We start from the raw sequence: 21,867 nt of genomic DNA, 5'->3' as shown, positions 1-21,867 counted from the left end.
GCCAGTTATAACATAGACTGGTAAGTCTACAAATGATTATAACAATGGCCCTAATACCTGCTCTATGCAGTAATCTTGTGAAATTAGGCAGTAAATCGTACATTCTTGGCATAAACAAAAACAGGGCGTCCAGTCGTCAGTTTTCACTGATACTGAACTGCCCTGACTCTAGGACTGCCCTTCGCTTGTATCTATTCGATTTGGATCGTAAAGTCTGCCGAACATTAAATCGTAAAAGTCTGTCGGCCATTAATTAGGTTAGATATATGAGGTTCGATGTATTAAATGAGATCACAACGGATCGATCCGGATCTGATTGATCGATGTAATCAGCACATCGGCTTCCGGAGCCAATACTTCTTCAGAGCCTTCGTAAGTAATGATACCTACAGCCAGGCTTCCAGCCTGCTTGGCCATTTTCATATCGACGACGGAATCACCGATTACAGCCATCTCATGAGGCTGAATATTAAGCTGTTGGCACGCGGTATGAACCATATCCGGTGCAGGCTTGCCATTCTTGACCTTCTCCGGGGTTACGATAAAATCCAACAGCCTCTGCACCTCCAGCAGTTCCATGCATTTTTCAGTACGAGCGTAGGAGTCTGAAGTCAGAATACCTGTGTAGATGCCTGCTTTTGTCAGCTTATGAAAAATATCGGGCACCCCTTCGACTTTTTTGAACGCCTGTGCAATTTCCATCTGTTTATCCGCTGTCTGGAATATTTCCTCTGCAGCCTGCTTGCATTTCACCCATGGCCAAGCCTTTAATTGATAAATCAGTCCTGCTGTCATAATAATCTCTTCATTAGTGGTAGCAACAGCCAGCACGCCCTGATGATCCACAGCAGTATCTGTTATACCCATGAGACGGCTCCAGGCTTCCTTGTACTGCTCACCAACCTGAGATGCGAATGCCTCTTTCCGCAAATTATCAATGTACAGCCAGAAGCCGAATGCATCGAACAAGGTACCGTCCTTGTCAAAAGCGACGCATTTAATGGTTGTCTCTTTCTCTCCGAACCACACAGTTGCTCCCATCCGCGCTCCCTCCTACTCAGTATCTGGCTCTATGCCTTTTCCCAGTCAATAACAGCTTTCACCCATGGCCACGAGCTGAGGCTTAACAATCGTGCCGCTTCCCCGGCAGAGATTACATGATCCGCAATGGTGTCTATAGTCAAGGCCCCTGAGCCGACCAGCTCCAACGCCTTAAGCCATAGCGATGGCCCATTCGTTCTTCCATAAAGCGTCAAATTCTTCAACACCATTTCTCGATGGGGAAAAGCGCGGCTCTCCGCTTCCTTTAATCCATATAAAATGATACGTCCGCCTACTCTTGCCATATTCACAGCCTGCAAGACGGTTTCCGAGCTGCCTACCGCATCGATAACCAAATCGAAGCCATCATGGTCCATATAGCAGCTTGTTGTACGAAGCCGGTCAATATTATCGCTCTCTACTAGTTCATTGGCTCCATACAATCTTAAGGCGTCTGTCCTGGCTTGCTGACGGTAGGAGACGGCTATGGCAGCGGCTCCCATCATGCGGGCAATCTGTACGAAGTACATAGCGGCCGGCCCGTCACCGAGCACTAACACGTGATCCCCAGTATGAATACCAGCCGCTTCCGACGCATTCAGCGGACAAACAAGGGGCTCGAACACGGCGGCTGCCATATCGGACATGGAATCGGGAATGGCATAGACACATCTGGCCGGAGCTTTTGCATACTCTGCCCAGCCTCCGTCCTCTGTAATGCCAAGCTCCCGGTAATTCCGGCAGAACTCCCATTTGCCTTGACGGCAAAATCTGCATACTTCACAGGGAATTGCGGGATCGACCACGACTCTCGTTCCAATTGGCAAATGGTCAGCTTCACTGCCAGTCTTCGCTATTGTACCGGTTATTTCATGACCAAGTGTGTATGGCGGCTTGTACGGATATTCTCCGTTAAAGATTTCCTGGTCCGTGGCGCAGATCCCCGAATAGCGAACTTTCACCAGAACTTCCCTGGCTCCTATGGAAGGTACCGGCACGCTTTCAAGACGCAAATCGCTTTTCCCGTGCCAAACCAGCGCTTTCATTTGCTGAGACATGCTTCTTCAACCTCCCTGCGCCTATCCGTTTTTTCAATAGGTTGAGTTACTCTCCGTTTTCTTTTCCGTGCTACAGCAGCATTCCAATTCTCGGCTGATACTGCTCTGCCGACTCATCATCATAAAAGACCATCTCGCGGATTTCGTCTTTAGCCAGTCCATTAAACTCTGGTGCGAGTTCTACTCCTAAGCCAGGACGGTCGCTCATGCTGAGCTTTCCATTCTCAATCGTAAGCGGCTGGCTCAGTACATCTGAAGCATACCACTCATAATGGGTATCGCTCGCCATCAGGAAGTTCCGGGATGATGCAATCAAATGCGCATTCGCCATGGTGGCAATTCCCGTTTCCGCCCAAGAACCGGTCACACACCATATGCCGTACGTGTTGGCCAGCTCAATAATCTGCTTGGCTTTCAAAAGTCCGCCAGCTTCGGAAGGATAGACCGTAAATGCGGACACCGCTCCTTTTTCAATCAGCTTAAGGGCAGAATCAAAAGTGGTACAGGCTTCATCCGCCGTGATCGGCACCGGTACAGCACGGCTTACCGCCGCCATCCCATCGATATCGTAATAAGGGACAGGCTGTTCAACAAGCTGCAGCCCATATTCCGCCATTTGGTTAATTGCGCGAATGGCAGTCGGGACGCTCCAAATTTGATTCGCGTCTATTCTGAGCTTAACATCCGGGCCGACTGCCCGGCGAATCTCCTTGATTCTTTGGGTATCATAATCGACTTCACGGCCAACTTTAATTTTAATTTCATCATATCCTTTGGCCACTAACTCCTCCGCTTCCCTAGCATTTACTAACGGATCGTCAATAAACAAATAGCCGGCAAAGCGGACATCCTTGCGGTACAAGCCTCCTAATAGATTATACATCGGAGTGCTTAATATTTTCGCCTTTAAATCGAGCAGCGCTATATCGATTCCCGCCATGGCATAATAGCCCATTTGCGACCAGTTAAGTACATATTCCTCTAATTGATGAAGAATAAGCTCTGTTTGCATAGGGTCTTTGCCTAGCAGAAAGGGCTTGAATTCTTTCTCCACTACTGTACGGATGGTCGGAATTGTAGGACCCACGCACTCTCCATAACCAATCAAACCTTCATCAGTAACTAATTGAACGATTAAAGCCGGAGCATTTCTGCGGATGCCACCCGACCACTTGGCAGGCTTTTTGAACGGAATCAAAACGGGCGTAGTTATTACATCGATAATCTTCATGAGGACACTCCTTATCGGGTTTCATAGATTCAAGTTCAGTTCTAGCATATGACACAGTATTGTCATTGTCAACAATAACATTTACGTTTATTTATACTGTAGACATTGACTTAAGAAATTATTTCCGTTATTGTAAGATAAAGTGTCAGTCCAATATGAGTGGAGGAAAAGTCAAGCATGAGCTCCGAATTTCGGTTTTCTATAAAAAAAACAGATACACTGCGCAATCAGATTTACCAGGATATTAAGGATGCCGTCATTGGCGGGCAATTGAAGCCTGGACAAAGACTGCGCGAGCAGGATTTGTCGAGAGATATGGGAGTTAGCCGCGGCCCAATCCGGGAAGCGATTCTCCTTCTGGAGCGCGAAGGCTTGCTCGTCACCCAGACTCACCGGGAAACGGTAGTCGCCAACGTGAATCAAGAAGAAGTCGCGGTACTGCTCAACCCTCTTCGGATCCTGCTCGAGTCGTTCTGCATTCGCAAAGTACTCAATCAGCTGGACGAAGACCATTTCCATAATCTGGACAATATCGTGAAAGAATTAATCGAAGCCTGCAAGAATGAAGATTTGGGCAGCGTCGTCAAGAAGGATCTTCAATTTCATGAATATCTGGTTTCCTTGACGGGCGAGCCCTACTTGATTTCATTATGGTCAGGGGTATCATCCAGAATCGTGTTTCATTTCATGAACAATTCCCATATGCATCAGCAAGATCACTTTGCCAAGCTGATTCAAGAGCACTCGGAGCTGCTGGAAGCCCTCCGGACCAAAGACTGGAGCTGCATTGAGCCGGTCCTGAAGTCTCATATATACTGAGCTGCTGGGAATGAGTCCACTCCAGCAGCTTTCTTAAACGCTTTTAGCGATAACGGCGTCATAGCTTAATGTCGTTATAATCCTTACAAGATAACGGGGCTGTCCAGAAAGTAAGTGTAGACTGACTGATGGACGGCCCCATTTCGCTTCCGATTGCGCTGCGAGGGCAATTGTATGCGGTTTTTGGCATAAAATTGGCACCCGGGCCCCGCTGTAGCGGCGATTGTATACGGTTTTTCTGTGAAAATAAAACTCCCCGCATGATGAGCATCTCGGGTAATCGTACCTCAATCACATGACTTGTACGACATTTCGTCTAGAACATTGGCTGCAGTTCCTTAATAGCTTAAAGCCCTTGCATTTGTACGATTTGTCATACAAATCTCGGGTAATCGCCCTTCAATCCCCTGCCTTTGTACGATTTGTCATACAAATCTTGGGTAATTGCCCTTCTATCCCCTGTATTTGTACGACGTTTCATACAAATCTCCGGTATTCGCCCGTCAACCCCATGCGTTTGTACGACATTTCGTACAAAATGCAGGAAACAACTAGCAACAACAGGCAACAAGCCCCCGCAGCCGCGACCCCCGCCAACCTTGGTTATTTTCATGCAGGAGTTGTGCCTTAGAATTCAATGGTATGATTGTTTTCGCATACATTTCGTATCGGGTCCGCTGCCTCGGGCGAGCTGCTTGGGGGTTGCTTTATTCTAACTATCGGACTGCAACGGCCACTTTTCGCACAGTCCCGTTATTATTTTATATTCAGGCTTAGCTTAAGGAAGAAGATGCCCTCCACCCTGAACGGGATACATGGGCAGGCTGCGGAAAGCCTCTGCATAACGCACCCCTATGGCCATTCCTCGTACCGAGCTCATTTTGGAGACAAACTCGATATAATCCATTCCATACTGATACTGCAGCCACGAATCCTGACTTTCGTGCGCGCGGATCATATTGCTTTTGGTTTCATATACATCGGTTACATCGACATAAAATTCCGGCTCAAAGCCGATAGCGCCTAAATTATCCATGATGAACACATGTGGAATTTTGCCTAGGGGCGGATGCTCTGTTTCAATTAACGGCACCGTAACGGGAATACGGCAGTCTGCAGCTATTTCACCACAAATCCTATGATCCGGATGATAATCATTGCTGCCATGCACGAACATCACATCCGGAGCCGCCTTGCGGATAGCATTAATAAAAGCCATCCGGGTTTCCCGGTCATGAAATAAAAATTCATCGTCATAGCCAAGCCAAATCAAATCCGCTCCGATGATATCGGCAGAGCGCTGGGCCTCTTTTTTCCGTACGTCGGCAATTTCCTCCTTAGTCAAATTTGGAGATCCGACGTTGCCGTTTGTTGCAATCATAATGGTGACTTGATCCCCCCTGGCCGCATATTTAGCCAAGGTACCTCCGCATAATATTTCCACATCGTCCGGATGCGCTCCGACGGCAAGCACTCTCATAAGTATTTCTCCTTTGCTTTTTTAGTTGAAAATTCAGCTCAATACGAAAATCAGCCTTTTACAGCACCGCTTGTCATGCCTTCAATCATGAATCTCTGACCGACTAAATAAATGATAAAGACCGGAAGCGTGGTCAACAGAATATTGCCAAAAATATAGTTCCAGTCCGTACGAAAATAGCCGTAGAACCGGTAAATATTCAAAGGCATGGTCCAATATTGATTGTCGTTGAGAAAAAACAGCGGAATCTGAGAATCGTTCCACACATTCATAAACACAAGAATAGCAGCGGTAAAAGTAATAGGTTTCATTAGCGGAAAGATAATGACCGCAAACATTCGGTAAGGCCCGCAGCCGTCAATAGTCGCCGCTTCGTCCATTTCCCGCGGAATGGTCTTAATAAAACCGACGTAGATAAACATGGCAAAAGGAATAAGGATTCCCGCAAAAATCATAATAATTCCTAGTCGTGTATTTAACAGGTTGAGGCCTTTGAGCACATTGAAGGTGGTTACTAGGCTGATGGGCGCCACCATCCCCAAGAGAAAAAACCGGTAAAGAAAATCGGAAAATTTCCCCTTTACTCTGGCAATATAGAAGCTGAGCAGTGCTGCACACGCCAGTACGAGCACAAGCGATCCAAACGTGACCACAACACTGTTGATAAAGCCCTGAATAATATGTCCTCTCTCAAATATGGTCTGGTAGTTTTCAAAAATATGAAACTCTGAAGGAAAGGAGAGACGAAACAGGCCTGCTTCTTTACTGTTCTTCGCCGAAGTTAAGACGACCAGCAGGTAAGGGATAAATATAATGAGGCTTAAAGCCCATAAACCCAACTCCACCAAACGATTTAAACCTCGAGTCTTTTTTCCCATTACCCTTCAACCTCCCTTTTTCTCATGTAAGAAAGAAGCGGCATGGAAATGACGATGATCAATACAACTAGAATTAGATTCATCGCGGTGCTGTAGCCATACAGCCCTTGTCCCATATATTTATAGACAAGTGTCATGAGCACTTCAGAAGAGCTTCCCGGGCCCCCTTGGGTAAGAAAGTACACACCTTCAAACATACGGGCTCCGTAAATGACTGCCAGCAAAACATTAATGGTTATAGCCGGCATTAGCAGCGGTAACGTGACATGTGTGAATTTTTTCCACATGGACGCCCCATCGATCTCAGCAGCCTCATAGTAATCCTTGGATATGTTCTGGATTCCCGCGATATAAATAGCCATGGAAATACCGGTTGCCCTCCAAATTTCCATTAGACAAGCTGCATAGATAGCCAGAGAAGGATCACTAATCCAGCCCAGCGCCAAAAAATCAAGATTTAAGGATCTCAGAGTATTGTTCAAAAAACCGGTATGCGGATTCAGCAGCCCTTGGAAAATTAAACCTACCGCCACTATATTGAGAATGGCCGGGGAGAAGTAGACGGCTCTTAGCGCGCTGCGGGCCCGGATCCCCATAGTGAGCAGAACGGCCAGGGCAATCCCCAGCCCGTTCTTGCCCAGCGTCGTTACAATGGCGAATATAAAGGTGTTTCGCAAAGCAATTCCAAAGTCGGGATTTTTAACCGCTTCCACAAACTGTGTAAGGCCTACAAAACGAATGTCCGAATTAGATGAATTCCAATCTGTAAAAGAGTAGTAAAAGCCGAGCAAAGTTGGATAAGCAAAAAACACAAGATAGACGATTAAGGCAGGTACAATAAATAAGACAGGATAGTAAATTGGAGGCCTGCGCTTTCTTAATAAAGGTAATTTCCTCGCTTCTATGCTGGCTGACACGTCAGTCCCTCCCTCCATTGAAATCGGTTCACGCTTACCATCCCGGCAGCTGCTTCCCTCTGCCAAGCAGCTCGGCTTTGGCGTCAAGCTCTTCGAGTACTCTTTGCGGTGATTTGCTTCCGAGCATCATTTCCTGCATTAATTTGCGTGCGTCCATATCATTCCATACCTGAAATCTTCCGAACATTCCCATGAATGCTCTCCCGCTGTCCATATACTTTTGCAGTTCCTCACTTATCATGTTTTGCTCCGCCTCGACATCAGCAAATACAGAGGTGCCCGGAGCTTTGCCCATATAGGCTTCCTGTTCTTCCTTAGTGGCGAAGAAATCAATCAGCTCCAGAGCCGCCTCTTTGTTTTTAGCATTACTATTTACAGACATTCCGACTCCAGCGTATAAGGAAATTACTCCAGGTGTATCGCCAAAAGGCATGGGGAAAAATCCCAGCTCGATATCCGGATAATTCTCCAACAGCGGCTCGAGTATAAAATCACCTCCAGGATGCATAGCCACTTGTCCGGTACCCAGCTTTTCCTGTGTCATCTCAAACGTATTGGAAATAAAATCTTCATTAATATAGCCCTTTTCCTTTAGCTCCAGCATTTGCTGCAAAGCCTGTTCATATTCTTCTACTTCCACGAGCTTAAGCTTATTGCTGTTTAATTCATCCCAAATCTGGCTCCCCCTGTTCAGCTCGGCATTGGCAAACAGCTGATGCATCAAGTGAGTGGTGCCAAATTCACTGCCGTTTGCCAATTGAATATTAATGGGGGTAACGCCTGCTTGCTTCAACGTTTCGGAAAGCTGAAGCAGCTCATCCCAAGTTGTAGGCTCGGACAATCCAAGCTCATCAAATATCGCTTTGTTGTACATCATCCCCATGCCGCCAGGATTCGTAATGGGGAGTCCGGTAATCCTTCCATCGTTCCATTCGATAATGGCTCTGCCCCCGTCTGAAAGCCGCTCTGCCCACGGCCGCTCTGTCAGATCCTCAAACCATTCTACGGGTACCTGAAATTGGGACATCGCTATATCGTCTGTTACGAACAAATCAGGACCTTCATCGGACATCATTTTTACCTTAAGCATGTTGTCAAATTCCGCTGCCGGGAACAGCTGTACATCAACCCGGTTGCCGCTCATCTCTTCGTAATTGGCGATGAAATCCTTCAGTCTGCCGCTGTAGTTTTCACTAGTGACCATGAATTGAAGAGTCACCTGACCCTCATTAGCATTTCCTTGTCCGTTGGTACCGCTTTCACTTCCGGCATTGCTGCCACAAGCTGTAAGTACTATGCTGATTAGAACGCCTGCCGCTATTTTCTTCTTCCCTCTTGTCATTACCATTGCCTAACCCCCTAATCTAATTCGAATATTGCTTTACAATAAACACTCTAATGCTGCAAGCCTTCCCTTTTGCTTGTGAACTGCATCAAAATCAAATTGTCTTTGTTGTTGTCAACAATTATAATGATAAAAAACAACTTACTTCCTATCGCCATGTCCTATAGTAACCAATATAACTATCGTAGCGCTTACAATAATGGTTCAATGATGCAAGCTTGCTTTCCCTACCCAGCTTCTTATCAGACACTTATCATATCCATCCGCATCTGGAGCAGTCAAATGTTTTAATCCCCTTCACCTGCCTATTCCCTCTGTATAACCCTTATAATACGATTCATTTTTTTGATTGTCAACAATATTGTTGACAATAAATCGTTGGATCGTTACTCTTATATCAATCGTTCTGCTCACAGTAAGACGCTTATAGTGTTTAATGAGGAGGCACTGGGATGAGAATCAGCCGTACATACAACGATAACGAATTAAAACAAAGCGGAATGTTTGTTCTAAAGGATGCCGCTGGAGGACACGCTTTATTGCTCCAGCGTGGTTCCCGGCTGATTGAATTAATACCGGCGGGATGCCGGCATTCTGGAATATGGTTTGATCAGGCTGCCTTGCGGAAAGGCAGCTGGAATGTTGGGGGTGAGCGTACTTGGATAAGTCCTGAAATGAAGTATTTTGTGGACGGGGCTGGTGAATATTACGTTCCAAGTCAGTTGGATCCTGGAAATTATCATATGTTCTATTTGAGTAATGACCTTATTCAGGCTGAACAAATTTGCTCCATGCTGCGAAGTTCCGACGGGCGCAAAGTGGATGTCCGCATTAAACATCGGTACAAGCTTGCTGCAAATCCATTCAGTATGAGTACGTGTGAATTTTCCGCTGAGTTGAGAAGCGTCTCTTATATTGGTTTAGACATCAGAAAATCGATTAAATTACTCAGTTCTCCCAATCCGTCTGATGAATCTGTTCCAGCTGTTAATCTTTGGTCTATTCTTCAAGTACCTCCTGGAGGAGATGTCCTTGTTCCTGTAATCGGCAGCAGGCCTCCCCTTACCATGTACAGCCAAGCGGCCTCAATTGAAGTATTTAACGGGGGACACTATATGAAGTTCTCATTCAATGGAGCATCACGCTTCAAGCTATCCTTTCCCCCGCTGCAAAGTACAGGACGATTTGGTTATTTCCGCAGAATTGATCAGAATACATGCTGTTTAATTGTCAGACAATTTCAGGTCAATCCATCGGGTTTGTATCCGGATTACCCCGCTGACCGTCCTGATGATAGTGGCTCGTGCATGCAGTACTTTTACGATGGCGGGCAAATGGGGGGCTACGGTGAGCTCGAGCACCATTCCCCCGCTCTTTGCGGTCCCGCCGAAGCTGTTGATCAGTCCCAACTTTATTATTTCGTAGGCAATGACGAACAAATCTCTCAAGCGGCCTATCACCTTCTAGGTATTTCCCTTAACTAAGCTTTGCGAGCCCACTTAACCAAAAGCACACAGAGGAAACAATTCCTCCGTGTGCTTTTAGGTGCACAAGGCTAGATGTGATGTCCCTGTAGACTCGCGTACCTCGATAGGCCATAGCGTTAAAGAAAATGCGTGAGGAAGGAAAGGTCGTCTTGGAAAAGGTTAAAAATACCGTATTCCCGGCAACATTTTATACTGCACTTACCTTTATGGAAAATTTAAATAACGATGATATTGTAAACAGCTTGGAGAAGCAAAAGCAGGAAATCACAGAAGTGTACAAGAGTATGAAAGCAGGGTACAAGCTAAAAAAGAAAGCGTTTGGGAAAGTACCGGATAATATTAATATTATTTTCGACAATATGTATGAGCAATGTGAACTTCAGTTGAAATCTATTGAGGCCATAATAAAGTCTATTAAGGGGAACTAAGATGAACCGAAAACACGTCAATTCTTCCGTTTTATTTGTAGTGATTCTGGCCATATTCGCAGATTTGCTGCAAGGTTTCAAGAGCTTGTTCGTCATAAAGCCTGTACTTCGCTTCTGTTACCGCGCTTGGTTTTAACAATCCGATTTTATCGTAATGATGCAGCATACGCACACTGATCCCTGTTAAATCTGAAACTTGCTTAATCGTTTTCATATCCTCACCTCCACAACGTTCATATTACACTATGACACAATGTAAGGATCAACCATATAAATCGATCAGCAGAAGATTACTCGCCTGGCAAGCGCGGGATATAAGGTTATTCTTGTTCCCATTGTTTTCATTCGTTATAATAAAACCCTCCATTAAACCACCAGGCTTATGAAATCATGATATCGTTAAGGGGGAGGGTATCAAATTCATGAATACGTATCGAACTGCAGAAATCGCGCACCGTTTTGGCATCCATCCAAACACGGTGCGGCTTTACGAGGAGCTTGGCCTTATCCCCCGACCGGAGCGAAAAGCGAATGGATATCGTGTTTTTACAGATTTCCATGTGGAACAGCTTAAGTTGGCCAGAACGGCTCTGGAAGTCGAGGTTTTGCAAAACGGTCTGCGGAAGCAGGCCATTGCCATTATCAAAGCCTCATCTGCCGGAAATTTCGACAAAGCCATTCATCTAACGGAGCGTTATGGCCAACAAATAAAAACCGAACAAACAAACGCCGAAGAAGCGATTGCGATTGCAGAAAAGTTATTGTCTGGCGAAAACCAGGAACGTAGCAACGCTCGCTTAACGAGAAGAGAAACGGCCGACCTTCTGCAAATCTCCATCGATGCCTTACGAAATTGGGAAATGAACGGTTTGTTGACCGTGAAACGAAAGCAAAATGGATACCGCGTCTATTCCGATCAGGATATAAGGCGGCTGAAAATGATACGTGCTTTACGCTGTGCCAATTATTCACTGGCAGCCATTTTACGAATGCTGAATGCGTTATCCCGTGACCCCAAAGCGGACTTGCGAGCAACCATTGATACGCCCGAAGAAAATGATGACGTGATCTCGGTATGCGATAAACTGCTCACCTCCCTGCAAGTCGCCGATACAAACGCTCGCATCATACTCACTCAACTTGAGGCGATGAAAAAGCAATTTGCAACTAACCCTCCACTTTAACACCAGACTTTGCGCTGGTGTTATTTTGTTTAGGCAAGTGAAAATTCAGGAGGGATTGGATAACGTGGAAATCACAATCAAGGTGGAAAACTTGAGCAAGTCTTACGCCAACGTCAAAGCGGTTGATCGACTCCATCTGGCGATTTGCCGCGGGGAAGTGTTCGGCTTGCTGGGCGCCAACGGCGCAGGCAAAAGCACCGCCATGGAATGTATGTTGGGCACCAAACAACCGGACAGCGGCACGGTGACGATATTGGGATTGGACCCGCAAAAAGAACGCAACAAGCTGTTTGAGAAGGTTGGCGTTCAATTTCAAGAAGCTCATTACCAAGACAAAATCAAAGTGGCGGAGCTTTGTGAGGTTACAGCGTCCCTTTACCAGACCGCCGCGGATTATACGAGCTTGCTGCAACAGTTCGGGCTGTCCGACAAGCTGAAAAACCAAGTAAGCGAGCTTTCGGGAGGACAGAAGCAGCGGCTGTTCATCGTGCTTGCGTTAATTCCCGATCCCGAAGTCGTCTTTTTGGACGAGCTGACGACCGGGCTTGATGCGAGAGCAAGACGGGATGTCTGGAAAAGTCTTTCCGATTTAAAAGCAAGAGGATTAACCATTGTGTTGACCTCTCACTTCATGGACGAGGTGGAAGCGCTCTGTGACAACGTCATGATTCTGAAAAAAGGGAAAAGCATTTTTTACGGCACCGTGCAAGAAGCGATTGCGGCCAGCCCGCATGAAACATTCGAGGATGCCTATCTTTGGTATACAGACGAGGAGGGAAGCGAAAATGAAAGCATTTAGAACGCTGCTCAAAACCGAAGGCAAGCTGTCGCTGCGCGGGATGGATATGTTCATCTTTGCCATCTGCATGCCCGTCGTTGCAGTGATCATTATAGGGGCAATTTTCGGCAATAAGCCGGCTTACGATGGCGCAGCTTATACGTTCCTGGAGCAATCCTTTGGCGCGCTGGCGACCATTGCGATCTGCGCCGGAGGCGTAATGGGCCTTCCTTTGGTGATTTCCGACTATCGCAGCAGGAGGATACTGAAACGCTTCAAGGTAACGCCGACCCCTCCCGCCCTCATCTTGGCCGTACAGGTTGTCATTTATACGATCTATTCCATCGCTTCGCTTATCCTTGTTTATTTGAGTGCGACGCTTGTTTTTGGTTATCAATTTCATGGTTCATGGCTGCCATTTGCAGGGGCATACTTGCTGGTCATGCTGTCCATGTTCAGCATTGGACTTCTGGTGGGCGGACTTGCGCCCAACACGAAAACAGCAGGCGCTATAGCCAGCCTGCTTTATTTTCCCATGCTGATTTTTTCCGGGGCTACCTTGCCTTATGAGATCATGCCCGCGTCGCTTCAAAACGCGGCCGATCTATTGCCGCTTACACAGGGTATTAAGATGTTGAAAGCCGCTTCGCTCGGCTTGCCTCTGGATAGTGTGATCATTCCCGTAGTAGTGATGATTGTGCTCACAGTGCTGTGTATAAGTCTGTCTCTTCGTTTTTTCAAATGGGAATAAGACGCATGTACGGATGCATTGCCGTCAGGGCATAACATTCGTTCACGGACCAACCTTGAACAGTTCCGCCCTTATTCCAATCTGATCGAATTAAGGCTGTTCACGAATGAGTTTGGCCATAAGCGCTATATCTTCAGAGGCCATTTCAAATTTGGATTTTTCAATCAAAATATTGCCTCCAGTCATCATATACGAAGGCATGACCCTTACACTACCATAATAGATTTCACTGTGGCGAATCTTGTAGGTTGAAATCGATGGCACGGCGTTTTTTCCGGTTTTTTTCTTGGCAAGGAGATTAAACGCTTTTTTGGCTACATCCCCCATCAGCATGATCACCCTCACATGGGGGAACAAGCCAAGCTCCTTTTCCAGAAACGGCAGGCTCTGTTCAATGCTGCTTTTCTCTACCGTATACCGGTACGCAACCTTTTATAATATCACGGAACAAGCAAAAGTCTCTCGTAGAGAAGGAGAGCCGCTTATCCTTTGTCGGCAGTCATCTCACGCTTGCATATCCAGGCTGAAAAACAGCGGGATGAACTTGCAGCTTCGAGAATATGACGAAATGGAATTATCGATCTATCCGAACCTCTCACAAATTCAGGAAGGGCGGCTTCCTCACAAGGCCGGAGAAATCTCCTTGCCGGCGCCCTGAAGAGTCGCGCACCTCCAAATGATAGGCCAGTGTTGCCCCCTCTGGCTTCGTGCTTTCCTTGTCCACGGCCTTCATCATGCACTCAATTGCGGTAAAGCCGATCAGCCGGCGGGGGTAATGAATCGTTGTAACTGCAGGAGTCGTATGGGAAGCCATCAAAATATTCTCACAGCCGATGATGGATAGCTCCTCCGGTACGTTAGTCCCTTTGTCTTTGCAAGCAGACAACACCCCAATAGCCATTAAATCGTTGGCACAGACGATGGCGCTGAACGGCAGCCTGGATGACGAATCAAGCTTTCCGCTCATCTCCATATAAGCGGTCTCCAGCCGCCCATCTGCCAGCAGCAGCCAGTCCTCCTGAAACTCCATTCCGGTATCCTTAACCGCTCGCAAAAACTGCTGGTAACGATAATGGAGATGATGATCCCGCATCCGACTGCCTATAAAGCCAACCTTGCGATGCCCATTCTGCTGCAGATGCTTTAAAATATCAAGCATTGCCTGATGCCAGTCTATATCTACAATCTTGACGGAAGGATGCGCCTCAACAGGAGAAGTAATCGATATGATCGGAATACCTAGACGATCAAAGTATTCCACCGTCTCCGGCTGAAAACTTTGCCCTAGCAGAATAAGACCGTCGGTTCGTCCCATGAAGATGGTCTTCAGCTTCTCCTCTTCTTCCCGCACAAACGTTTGAAAAATAAGAGATTGCCCGTACTCCCTGGCTTTCGCCTCAAGTCCGAGAGAAATTCCGGTCTCAAACGGGTTCCCTAAATTGTTGAATAATACACCAAACTGATTCGTTCTCTTCGTTTTTAAGCTGCGCGCCGCCAGATTCGGATTATATCCCAATTCTTTTATAGATTGCAGTACCCGCCTGCGGGTCGATTCCTTCACATTATTCTTATTATTAATGACATAAGACACTACTGCGACAGAAACTCCGGCATGCTTGGCTACATCGTTTCGGGTTACCATTGGCATTCTCCTTGCTAATCAGGTAAGTTCAAGATAGCGTTAATAGACCAGCCATGTCAAGGGCGCCTATCGGAGAAGGGAATTCATTTGCCGTCTTCCCCCCTTCCACTCTACGCACAGGAGCGTCAGTGAGTCCCTCCACCGAATCGTAATTCCTCTTTTCTAATGGACTGCTGCGCGGGAAGGGTAATGACAATTATCGTTCCTTGCTGCGGTATGCTTCTTACGCGCAAACCGTAAGAAGGGCCGTAATAAAGCCGAATTCGTTCATATACATTGGACATGCCAATACCGGTAAACCGTTCCTTCGAAAGCGGACGCTGCACCTTCGAAAACAGCTCTTTATACTGTTCCTTCTCCATGCCTATTCCGTTATCGCGAATGACCAAACGCAGCTTTCCTCTGCGGATTTCCCCTCTTATGGCCACCCTGCCGCCTGCGCTGCCTTTAGGCAAAATGCCGTGAAAAATACAGTTTTCCACTATCGGCTGCAACGTCAGCTTCAGAATAGTCATGGAGAGAGCTTCCTCGGAAATGCCGCACTGAAACTCAATCTTGTCACCATATCTGGCTCTTTGAATCTGGATATATTGATGCAATCCCTCTATTTCTTCCCCCAAGCTCACGTACTCCGATGTCCTATCAAAAGTAAATTTGAGCACGCCAACCAGCGCACGGATCGTCGCCGTCACTTCCTGGCTCCGCTGCTGTCTGGCCAGACTTCCTATACAAGCCAGCGTATTATACAAAAAATGCGGAGCAATTTGGCTCTGAAGCACTTTAAGCTCCAGCTCCTTTTTACGCTGCTCCATCTCTTTAGTTTCTCGGAGCAGCCCTTGAATCCGGTCCATCATCTCATGAAAGCTGCGGGCAAGTCTCCCGATTTCATCCTTGCGGCGAGTCTCCACATTAGGGATGACGGCGATATCATGTACCCTGTCCATCCGCAGGGCGAGAAGTCTTATCGGTCTAGTAAAAAATCGCGACATCGTATAGGCCAGCACAAGCAGCATTGCAAGCATAATGATCCCTGCTGTCATGAAACTGTCGTATAATCCTCTAAGACTCTGGTAGAGGAAGCTTTCCTTTATGAACAGGACCAGCGTCCAACCTAGACGGTTCTGGCCGGATTTCAGAGTCACGAGATTACCTTCCGCTCCCATGTATTCACCCGAGCCGTGCGGAAGACCTGCTATTTCTTTAGGAAATGAGTCGGGAAGCGCCGCCGGATATACTGTACGCACCATCGGCAGCAGCTCGTTGCTTGCATCGTACAATACAATTTCATTCTGGCCGGATATTAAGGCAAACGTCTGATTGGCTGAAGAGATGTCCACCATTCTGCGTCTTAGTTTTTCCAAATCCAATTCCACAATGGCTACACCGATCCGTTCATTGCTATCATCCACCATAGGCCGGGCAATAGCTACCGTACGTCCAGATTGCGGGGACCAATAGGGCTCGCTGACCATAGCCGTATAACTTAATCTCGCCTGCTCATAAATATCGGGCAGCGTTGGATTGCCCAGTACCTCGTAAAAGACCTGAGAGCTGCTGAACACCTTTCCGTCATTACGAACAATGTAAAGCGTTTTCAGGATGGTGCTGTTCGTTTCCGCAACTGATCTCAGGAAATCGCTAATCTCCTTTTCTTCAGCCGATTGCAAAAAATCCGTTCGCGTGGACAGCAGCAGTAATATATTTTGACCATTATCCAAATAAGAGTCGAGAAATTGATTCGTCCGATTCATCAGGGCTTGGGCATCGTTTATAATTTGCTCCTTAAACAGCTTGGCTGTCTGCTGGTAGTTGGTGACCGCCAGAAACATAACGATACTCAAGGTCACTACAAACATCATCAGAAATAACTTGGTAGCTATACTCCAGTTGCGGATACGGTTTAACAGCAGGCTCACCCCTTTGGAGCAGCAGAAACAAACAAACCGCTTTTTTTGTATTCTGTCGGCGGAATGCCAGCATACTCCCGGAACATAGAGGCAAAATACCGGTAACTGGGTATGCCTACCTCGTAAGCAACTTCATATACCCGCAAGGAAGTTGTTCGGAGCAGATAGGCCGCTTTTTCCATCCGCTTGGTTGTAATATAGCTCTGGTAGGATATTCCGGTTTCTTCCCGGAACAGCCTGCTGAAGTAATGGGGACTCAAATTGACTTGCTCTGCAACCACATTTAAGGATAATGAGTGCTGCAAGTTTTCTCTAATATAATCAATTGCATCTGCAATTTCCTTGCGAACTGCAGCAGGAATATCCGAATGTTTGTCCTTATCCCCATACAAGGAATCCGCTTTCAAATTAGCTGCCTGCTTGTTAGCTTCCAGCATCCGCTCCCGCAGATAAGCTGTCCGGGCATGATTTAGCGCATTTACCAGCTCTTCAGACTCCATTGTCACCTTCAGCAAATACTCTACGGCGCCGAAGCGCAAAGCTTCCCGGGCAAATTCAAAATCGGAATGACAAGTCAGCAGAATCACTTTGACGTTGAGCTGCTCATCCTTCAAGGTGCGAAGCAGGTCAAGCCCATTCATGACCGGCATCGTTATATCGGTAATGACGATTTGCGGTTTAATCTTGCGGCACAGCTGCAGCGCCATTTCTCCATTCTCCGCCTCTCCCGCCAGTTCAAAGCCATGCTCCCGCCACGGAAACAACCGCAGCTCCTGGCGTAAAGGCAGCTCATCATCAACCAGCACTACCTGCATAACGTTTGCATCTGTCATAAGTGCCCCTCCCTTTTTCTACGGCTTGCTAACCTCATAGCTGATCAAAACTTATATCCTGGCAGCGGAACTTTTACAGGGTTATGCTCCCGATTAGTCCAGTAAAAGCTTCCAGCGATGCTCATTCGAAGACGAATAAACCCGGTATTAGCGGTACCTTTTCATGCCAATCAGAAAGCGGGTTTTCGGATATCGAATAACTTATGCTTTCTGATGAAAACAGGCTTACCTACGGCATTGCTGCCGTAGGATAAGCAATTGGGGATATTCAAGTCCCATTCAAGTCCCGCTGGTCAGCAGGATTCCAAACCGTTCCCAGCGAGAACCCGAACTCCGTCCACTTCATTATAATACTCGGAATGGTCCTCAAAATAAAGCTCATTTGAAAGCCAATAGGATAATTGCAGCCCAAGCATGATCGGCTTCAGGCCTCAATTGTTGAAAGCGATCCCATTCCCGTCTGCTGCTGAGTATGGCAAAAATCGAATTTCCTTTATTGCGGGAAGACAACGGCCCGGTGCCATCATCTCCGAAACTGCGGACGTAAAGTTATGCCCTTTTCTGACTGTTATATTCTGGCTGCTTTCTATTCTGGCTGCTTGCTCTATCTGGATGTATGGTTCCTCTAAATTAACGATTAGAGCGGATATTCACGCCCGCTCGTTCTCCCCATAATCCTACCTGGTGCTGATATATAATTATCAGCATCTTCAACAAACGGCTCCATGGTGCCGCATACTTCACTCAACCAACTAGAGACAGCTTGTATAATCGCTTCCAGACATGCCTTTCCCCCCGATGCGGAAGCATGGATGGATGAATCCGTGAAACCGCTTACGCCAGTAAGCTCGCCATGCCGTCCTACAAATGTTCCCTGAGGGCCGGAAGCGATCCATGGCCGTTCCAGATGCTGGGCAGGGCTGTGCTGTTGTTTGACCTTGTCAGCCGAGATCGCCAGGATGAGAGAAGTTTCGAAGCCTCCCGCATGGCCTGGAACACGCCCAAGCTGGGCCGCATTTGCAGCTTCCAATGCCGACCTGGCTATGTTCCAATAGGAAGCTGAAGCCGTCCAGACGGGATGACGTACAGCCAAATCCTGTGCAGCCTGGTGCATAATATTTTCATTGCCCCCATGCCCATTCAAAAAGATGATTTTGTGAAATCCGTCCTTTACCAGGCTTTCTCCCAAATCCATGAGCATACTTAAATACGTTGCGGAAGAGAAGGATAGCGTTCCGCCAAATGCCAAATGATGATCGGAGCTTCCTACGGACAGCAAAGGGGCCAGCAGCAGCTTCGCTCCTCCGTCCCTAGCACGAGCAGCGGAATGCCGGCTGATCTCCCAGCAGATCATGCTATCGGTTCCTACCGGCAGATGGGGGCCATGCTGTTCAGTTGCAGCTAGCGGTATAACAACGGCATACCCTTCATTAGCCATACTCTTTAATTCTTCCCTGGTATAATGCTCGAATAAGAACGACACCGTTATCCCCCCAATTAGTTTTTTACGGCTATAGCATCAATCTCTACAAGCAGCCCGTAATTCAGCTCGCAGTAAACAGCTGTGCGGCTCGGATAAGGCGGTTGAAAAAATGTTTTGTAAAGTTTATTGAATTCTTTATAGAGATTGACATCACTTAAATAAATTGTAGTTTTCACAATATGATCCATAGTTAAGCCGGCAGCCTGCAGAATAGTCCGGATATTTTCCAGTGTCTGGATCGTCTGTGACTCCAAATCATCACCAACCACTTCTCCTGTATCGGGGCAAAGTCCCCCCTGTCCGGATATAAACACTAATGATTCCGTCTCAATAGCGGAGGAGAACGGTTTGTCATGTTTTCCCTTGATCACAATTTCCTTTTTCACCTGGCGCCTCCCTCTTTTCGTTTTGTCTAATAAGTACGTTTAAGCTCGGGTGTATAGATCGTGCGCCCTTTGGCTAAAGCTTCCATCGCCCGGTTAATCAATACACTGGAGAACAGGATCCGCTCTGCAGGTATAGGCTCAATGCCCGTAAGCAAAAACCGTTCAATCAGAGAAGTATAAGTATCAAAATGGGAGAACGGACGATCTTCACCGCTAGCACAAAGGGAAGAGATAATCTGCTTTTGCCCGGTACGGAAGGAAAACCTCCATCGTTCTGACAAACCGTTTTGCTGAATGACATAGCCTTTGCTACCGTCAATGTACTCCACTACAAATAAAACAGGAATTTCAGCGGACATTCTTGGATGCGTTCGTTCTTGCTCCCGAAATAAATCCAGAGCTTGCTGCATCAGCAGCTCTGGCCATTCATCACGGTCCATAGCCTCCCACACCGCCGGCCCTCTCGTCACCGTAATGGCGGCAATCCCGGTTTCTCCCCCACGGCGCTTCTCGGCCAATGCCTGCAGCAGCTCGAGAGCATGATAGCCATAGGCCTCCACTTCATTCGAAAAGCTGACTATGAGCCATTCGTGCGCTTCCTTCAGATGCTGTTGATCAAATGGAGGTGCGAACATGACGTGAGGGATAGACGAGCCGCCAAAAAAAGGAATGTTCCTTGCCTTAAGCTGCTCAAAGATCCACAGTGAATCCTCCAGATTCCACGCCAAGAATTTATCTGAAAATAGCGGAACACGCAGCTTTAGATCATCCAAAATCTGCAGCGTCTCCTCGATAAACCGTCTCCGCGGGTATTGCTTGCGCCCCCAGCTATCCACCGGATAATCTCCATGCTCTCCGATAATGACGACACCATCCAGCCCTCCATGCTCGGCTGCATAGCGTATCGTATCGGGCACCGTATGCATAATCGGAATATGATGCTTGGCGGCTTCCTCCCGGCTCTGGTCGTTAGGCGGAAGCTGGTCCGTATACAGGGAGGCAACAATCACCTGCGGTTTATATCCGAAATTCCCCAGCAGACGGCCTACAATCATTTCCGCATGGGAATTATACCTATATTCCGTGGCAATAACTGCAATCCGTTTGCGCTGCCGGTTATTAGCTTGGTTATTGCAGCTGCTCTTCTCTTCCGAGTCTGTCATCGGCATAGCTCGAACCCTCCGGTCACGGGATACAACGCCCCGGTCACATAAGAAGCAGCATCAGACAGCAGGAAAGCAGCAACTTCATTGATTTCATTCGGATAACCGCTGCGCCCCGCAAGCGTCAGCTTCCGCATCCTGTTCTCCTGCTCTTCACTAGCCTGAGCGAGCACATGCTCGGCTTTGAAATCGCCCGGCGCGATAGCATTCACGCGAATGCCTTGTCCAGCGAGCTCTACAGCCGCTACCCGGGCAAACTGTTCCAAGCCGGCTTTTGCCGCGCTGTAGGCGGAATTCTCTATTATTGGCACACGACTTAAAATCGAAGAAGTAAGCACAATAGAGCCGTTAGCATTCATCTGGCGGGCTGCATGCTTGGTAACAAGAAAAGCGCTCGTTAATGTCCCTCGCAGCGTATCCTCCCATTCACTAAGGGGCTGGTTGACAATCTTTCGGGTTTTATTAGTAAATGCATTATGAAAGACGCCATCTAGTTTACCGAAGGTTGTCTCTATCTGTGTGCTTAGTCTCTCTATCTCATCTTCCTTGGTCATATCTGCCTGCACATATATATGGCGGTCAGCGCCAAATCGCTTATTCAGCTGCCCGATATGTCCGGATTCATCTGCAGACCTTATATCACAGGCAACCACGTTAGCTCCCCGCTCAAGAAATAGTTCAACAGCGGCAAGCCCCAACGCTCCTAACGAGCCGGTGATGAGGATAACTTTATTGTCAAGCTGATTGGTACTCATGCCCCTCCTCCTCTGCTGTATCAATGCACCAAATCGCATCGGAAACGTCGGTACAACCCAAATTTTACTCCAGTAAATTTAGTCCCGTCAAGGATAATTTGCAGGTGGAATCAATTAGTTATGCGAAGCTGAAGCTCATTTGGGCACGTTCCGCAATGTACATGGATGATTAGCTGTTCTAAAGGATAAGTACCTCTGAGCCTGATCACCATGGAGCTGAATCTTAGTAAGCCACACAATCCACAATAATAAACCCAATCTCAATAAGTCCCAGTTAGCCCATCTGAACAAACCGCTGTAT

At 47.2% G+C, this 21,867-nt stretch carries 21 protein-coding genes and 1 pseudogene; 6 read left to right on the top strand and 16 right to left on the bottom strand.

The genetic code is table 11. The features are described 5' to 3' along the window. Positions 1 to 291: 291 nt before the first annotated feature. The 3 genes from PSHG_RS00630 to PSHG_RS00620 form a co-directional block, all read right to left on the bottom strand. The gene (locus PSHG_RS00630; RefSeq protein WP_010267959.1) at positions 292 to 1,041 is read right to left on the bottom strand and encodes an HAD family hydrolase; all 750 of its coding nucleotides are present in this window, start codon (positions 1,039 to 1,041) and stop codon (positions 292 to 294) included. A gap of 29 nt (positions 1,042 to 1,070) precedes the next feature. Further along, a complete protein-coding gene (locus tag PSHG_RS00625) occupies positions 1,071 to 2,099 on the bottom strand; it encodes a zinc-dependent alcohol dehydrogenase (protein ID WP_010267956.1) in 1,029 nt (342 codons plus the stop codon). Between the two features lie 70 nt (positions 2,100 to 2,169). Continuing rightward, positions 2,170 to 3,330: a mandelate racemase/muconate lactonizing enzyme family protein gene (locus tag PSHG_RS00620; RefSeq protein WP_010267953.1), complete on the bottom strand. Its 1,161-nt coding sequence runs from the start codon at positions 3,328 to 3,330 to the stop codon at positions 2,170 to 2,172. A 177-nt stretch (positions 3,331 to 3,507) separates the two neighbouring features. Between PSHG_RS00620 and PSHG_RS00615 the strand changes: the two genes are divergently transcribed. Further along, positions 3,508 to 4,149, top strand: a complete 642-nt coding sequence (locus PSHG_RS00615) for a GntR family transcriptional regulator (RefSeq protein ID WP_010267951.1) — start codon at positions 3,508 to 3,510, stop codon at positions 4,147 to 4,149. Positions 4,150 to 4,927: 778 nt separating this feature from the next. Here PSHG_RS00615 and PSHG_RS00610 read toward each other — a convergent pair. From PSHG_RS00610 to PSHG_RS00595, 4 genes are read right to left on the bottom strand one after another with little or no spacing between them, the layout of a single operon-like run. Beyond that, positions 4,928 to 5,629 carry a PIG-L deacetylase family protein gene (locus tag PSHG_RS00610; protein ID WP_010267949.1) on the bottom strand — a complete coding sequence of 234 codons (702 nt, stop codon included), beginning with the start codon at positions 5,627 to 5,629 and terminating at the stop codon, positions 4,928 to 4,930. A gap of 50 nt (positions 5,630 to 5,679) precedes the next feature. Further along, positions 5,680 to 6,507, bottom strand: coding sequence for a carbohydrate ABC transporter permease (locus PSHG_RS00605; RefSeq protein ID WP_010267948.1), 828 nt, complete (start codon positions 6,505 to 6,507; stop codon positions 5,680 to 5,682). Then, positions 6,507 to 7,424: a carbohydrate ABC transporter permease gene (locus tag PSHG_RS00600; protein ID WP_010267947.1), complete on the bottom strand. Its 918-nt coding sequence runs from the start codon at positions 7,422 to 7,424 to the stop codon at positions 6,507 to 6,509. Before PSHG_RS00600 ends, PSHG_RS00605 begins: the two co-directional genes overlap by 1 nt. 34 nt (positions 7,425 to 7,458) lie before the next feature. Then, positions 7,459 to 8,772 carry an ABC transporter substrate-binding protein gene (locus PSHG_RS00595; protein WP_010267946.1) on the bottom strand — a complete coding sequence of 438 codons (1,314 nt, stop codon included), beginning with the start codon at positions 8,770 to 8,772 and terminating at the stop codon, positions 7,459 to 7,461. A gap of 449 nt (positions 8,773 to 9,221) precedes the next feature. Between PSHG_RS00595 and PSHG_RS00585 the strand changes: the two genes are divergently transcribed. Together PSHG_RS00585 and PSHG_RS26205 are read left to right on the top strand one after the other, a co-directional pair. Next, positions 9,222 to 10,253 (top strand): DUF6786 family protein, encoded by a 1,032-nt coding sequence (locus PSHG_RS00585; protein ID WP_010267945.1) that lies wholly within the window; start codon positions 9,222 to 9,224, stop codon positions 10,251 to 10,253. A 152-nt stretch (positions 10,254 to 10,405) separates the two neighbouring features. Continuing rightward, positions 10,406 to 10,684, top strand: a complete 279-nt coding sequence (locus PSHG_RS26205; protein ID WP_010267943.1) for a hypothetical protein — start codon at positions 10,406 to 10,408, stop codon at positions 10,682 to 10,684. Between the two features lie 61 nt (positions 10,685 to 10,745). Here the strand turns inward: PSHG_RS26205 and PSHG_RS00575 are convergent. Further along, positions 10,746 to 10,898, bottom strand: a pseudogene (locus PSHG_RS00575) (MerR family DNA-binding transcriptional regulator); the annotation flags it as partial. A gap of 208 nt (positions 10,899 to 11,106) precedes the next feature. On the opposite strand from PSHG_RS00575, the gene PSHG_RS00570 reads away from it, so the two are divergent. From PSHG_RS00570 to PSHG_RS00560, 3 genes are all read left to right on the top strand, one after another. Continuing rightward, on the top strand, positions 11,107 to 11,868 hold the full coding sequence (locus tag PSHG_RS00570; protein WP_010267925.1) for a MerR family transcriptional regulator: 762 nt from the start codon (positions 11,107 to 11,109) through the stop codon (positions 11,866 to 11,868). A 64-nt stretch (positions 11,869 to 11,932) separates the two neighbouring features. Next, positions 11,933 to 12,667 carry an ABC transporter ATP-binding protein gene (locus PSHG_RS00565; RefSeq protein WP_010267917.1) on the top strand — a complete coding sequence of 245 codons (735 nt, stop codon included), beginning with the start codon at positions 11,933 to 11,935 and terminating at the stop codon, positions 12,665 to 12,667. Continuing rightward, the gene (locus PSHG_RS00560; protein WP_010267913.1) at positions 12,654 to 13,397 is read left to right on the top strand and encodes an ABC transporter permease; all 744 of its coding nucleotides are present in this window, start codon (positions 12,654 to 12,656) and stop codon (positions 13,395 to 13,397) included. The genes PSHG_RS00565 and PSHG_RS00560 overlap by 14 nt, the downstream gene beginning before the upstream one ends. Before the next feature lie 90 nt (positions 13,398 to 13,487). Here the strand turns inward: PSHG_RS00560 and PSHG_RS26200 are convergent, their stop codons facing one another. The 8 genes from PSHG_RS26200 to PSHG_RS00515 all read right to left on the bottom strand — a co-directional run bounded on the left by PSHG_RS26200 (position 13,488) and on the right by PSHG_RS00515 (position 21,566). Further along, positions 13,488 to 13,724: a uracil-DNA glycosylase gene (locus PSHG_RS26200; protein ID WP_210436460.1), complete on the bottom strand. Its 237-nt coding sequence runs from the start codon at positions 13,722 to 13,724 to the stop codon at positions 13,488 to 13,490. Between the two features lie 268 nt (positions 13,725 to 13,992). Next, complete coding sequence (locus PSHG_RS00550; RefSeq protein WP_010267902.1) at positions 13,993 to 15,039, bottom strand: LacI family DNA-binding transcriptional regulator; 1,047 nt, start codon at positions 15,037 to 15,039, stop codon at positions 13,993 to 13,995. A gap of 125 nt (positions 15,040 to 15,164) precedes the next feature. Beyond that, positions 15,165 to 16,955 carry a sensor histidine kinase gene (locus PSHG_RS00545; protein WP_148497586.1) on the bottom strand — a complete coding sequence of 597 codons (1,791 nt, stop codon included), beginning with the start codon at positions 16,953 to 16,955 and terminating at the stop codon, positions 15,165 to 15,167. Next, entirely contained in the window at positions 16,952 to 17,779 is an 828-nt protein-coding gene (locus PSHG_RS00540; RefSeq protein WP_010267898.1) for a response regulator transcription factor, read from the bottom strand. The genes PSHG_RS00545 and PSHG_RS00540 overlap by 4 nt, the downstream gene beginning before the upstream one ends. A gap of 637 nt (positions 17,780 to 18,416) precedes the next feature. Next, the gene (locus PSHG_RS00530) at positions 18,417 to 19,262 is read right to left on the bottom strand and encodes a creatininase family protein (RefSeq protein WP_235781998.1); all 846 of its coding nucleotides are present in this window, start codon (positions 19,260 to 19,262) and stop codon (positions 18,417 to 18,419) included. 14 nt (positions 19,263 to 19,276) lie between these two features. Continuing rightward, positions 19,277 to 19,648 (bottom strand): RidA family protein, encoded by a 372-nt coding sequence (locus tag PSHG_RS00525; RefSeq protein WP_010267895.1) that lies wholly within the window; start codon positions 19,646 to 19,648, stop codon positions 19,277 to 19,279. Between the two features lie 26 nt (positions 19,649 to 19,674). Then, on the bottom strand, positions 19,675 to 20,817 hold the full coding sequence (locus PSHG_RS00520) for a hypothetical protein (protein ID WP_010267894.1): 1,143 nt from the start codon (positions 20,815 to 20,817) through the stop codon (positions 19,675 to 19,677). Next, positions 20,808 to 21,566 carry an SDR family NAD(P)-dependent oxidoreductase gene (locus PSHG_RS00515; protein ID WP_010267893.1) on the bottom strand — a complete coding sequence of 253 codons (759 nt, stop codon included), beginning with the start codon at positions 21,564 to 21,566 and terminating at the stop codon, positions 20,808 to 20,810. The genes PSHG_RS00520 and PSHG_RS00515 overlap by 10 nt, the downstream gene beginning before the upstream one ends. Positions 21,567 to 21,867: the final 301 nt, after the last annotated feature.

The sequence above is a fragment of the Paenibacillus senegalensis JC66 genome (assembly GCF_000285515.1).
Lineage (GTDB): Bacteria > Bacillota > Bacilli > Paenibacillales > NBRC-103111 > Paenibacillus_L > Paenibacillus_L senegalensis.
Note: the sequence above shows the minus strand (reverse complement) of the source record. Positions and strands in the feature narration are given on the sequence as shown.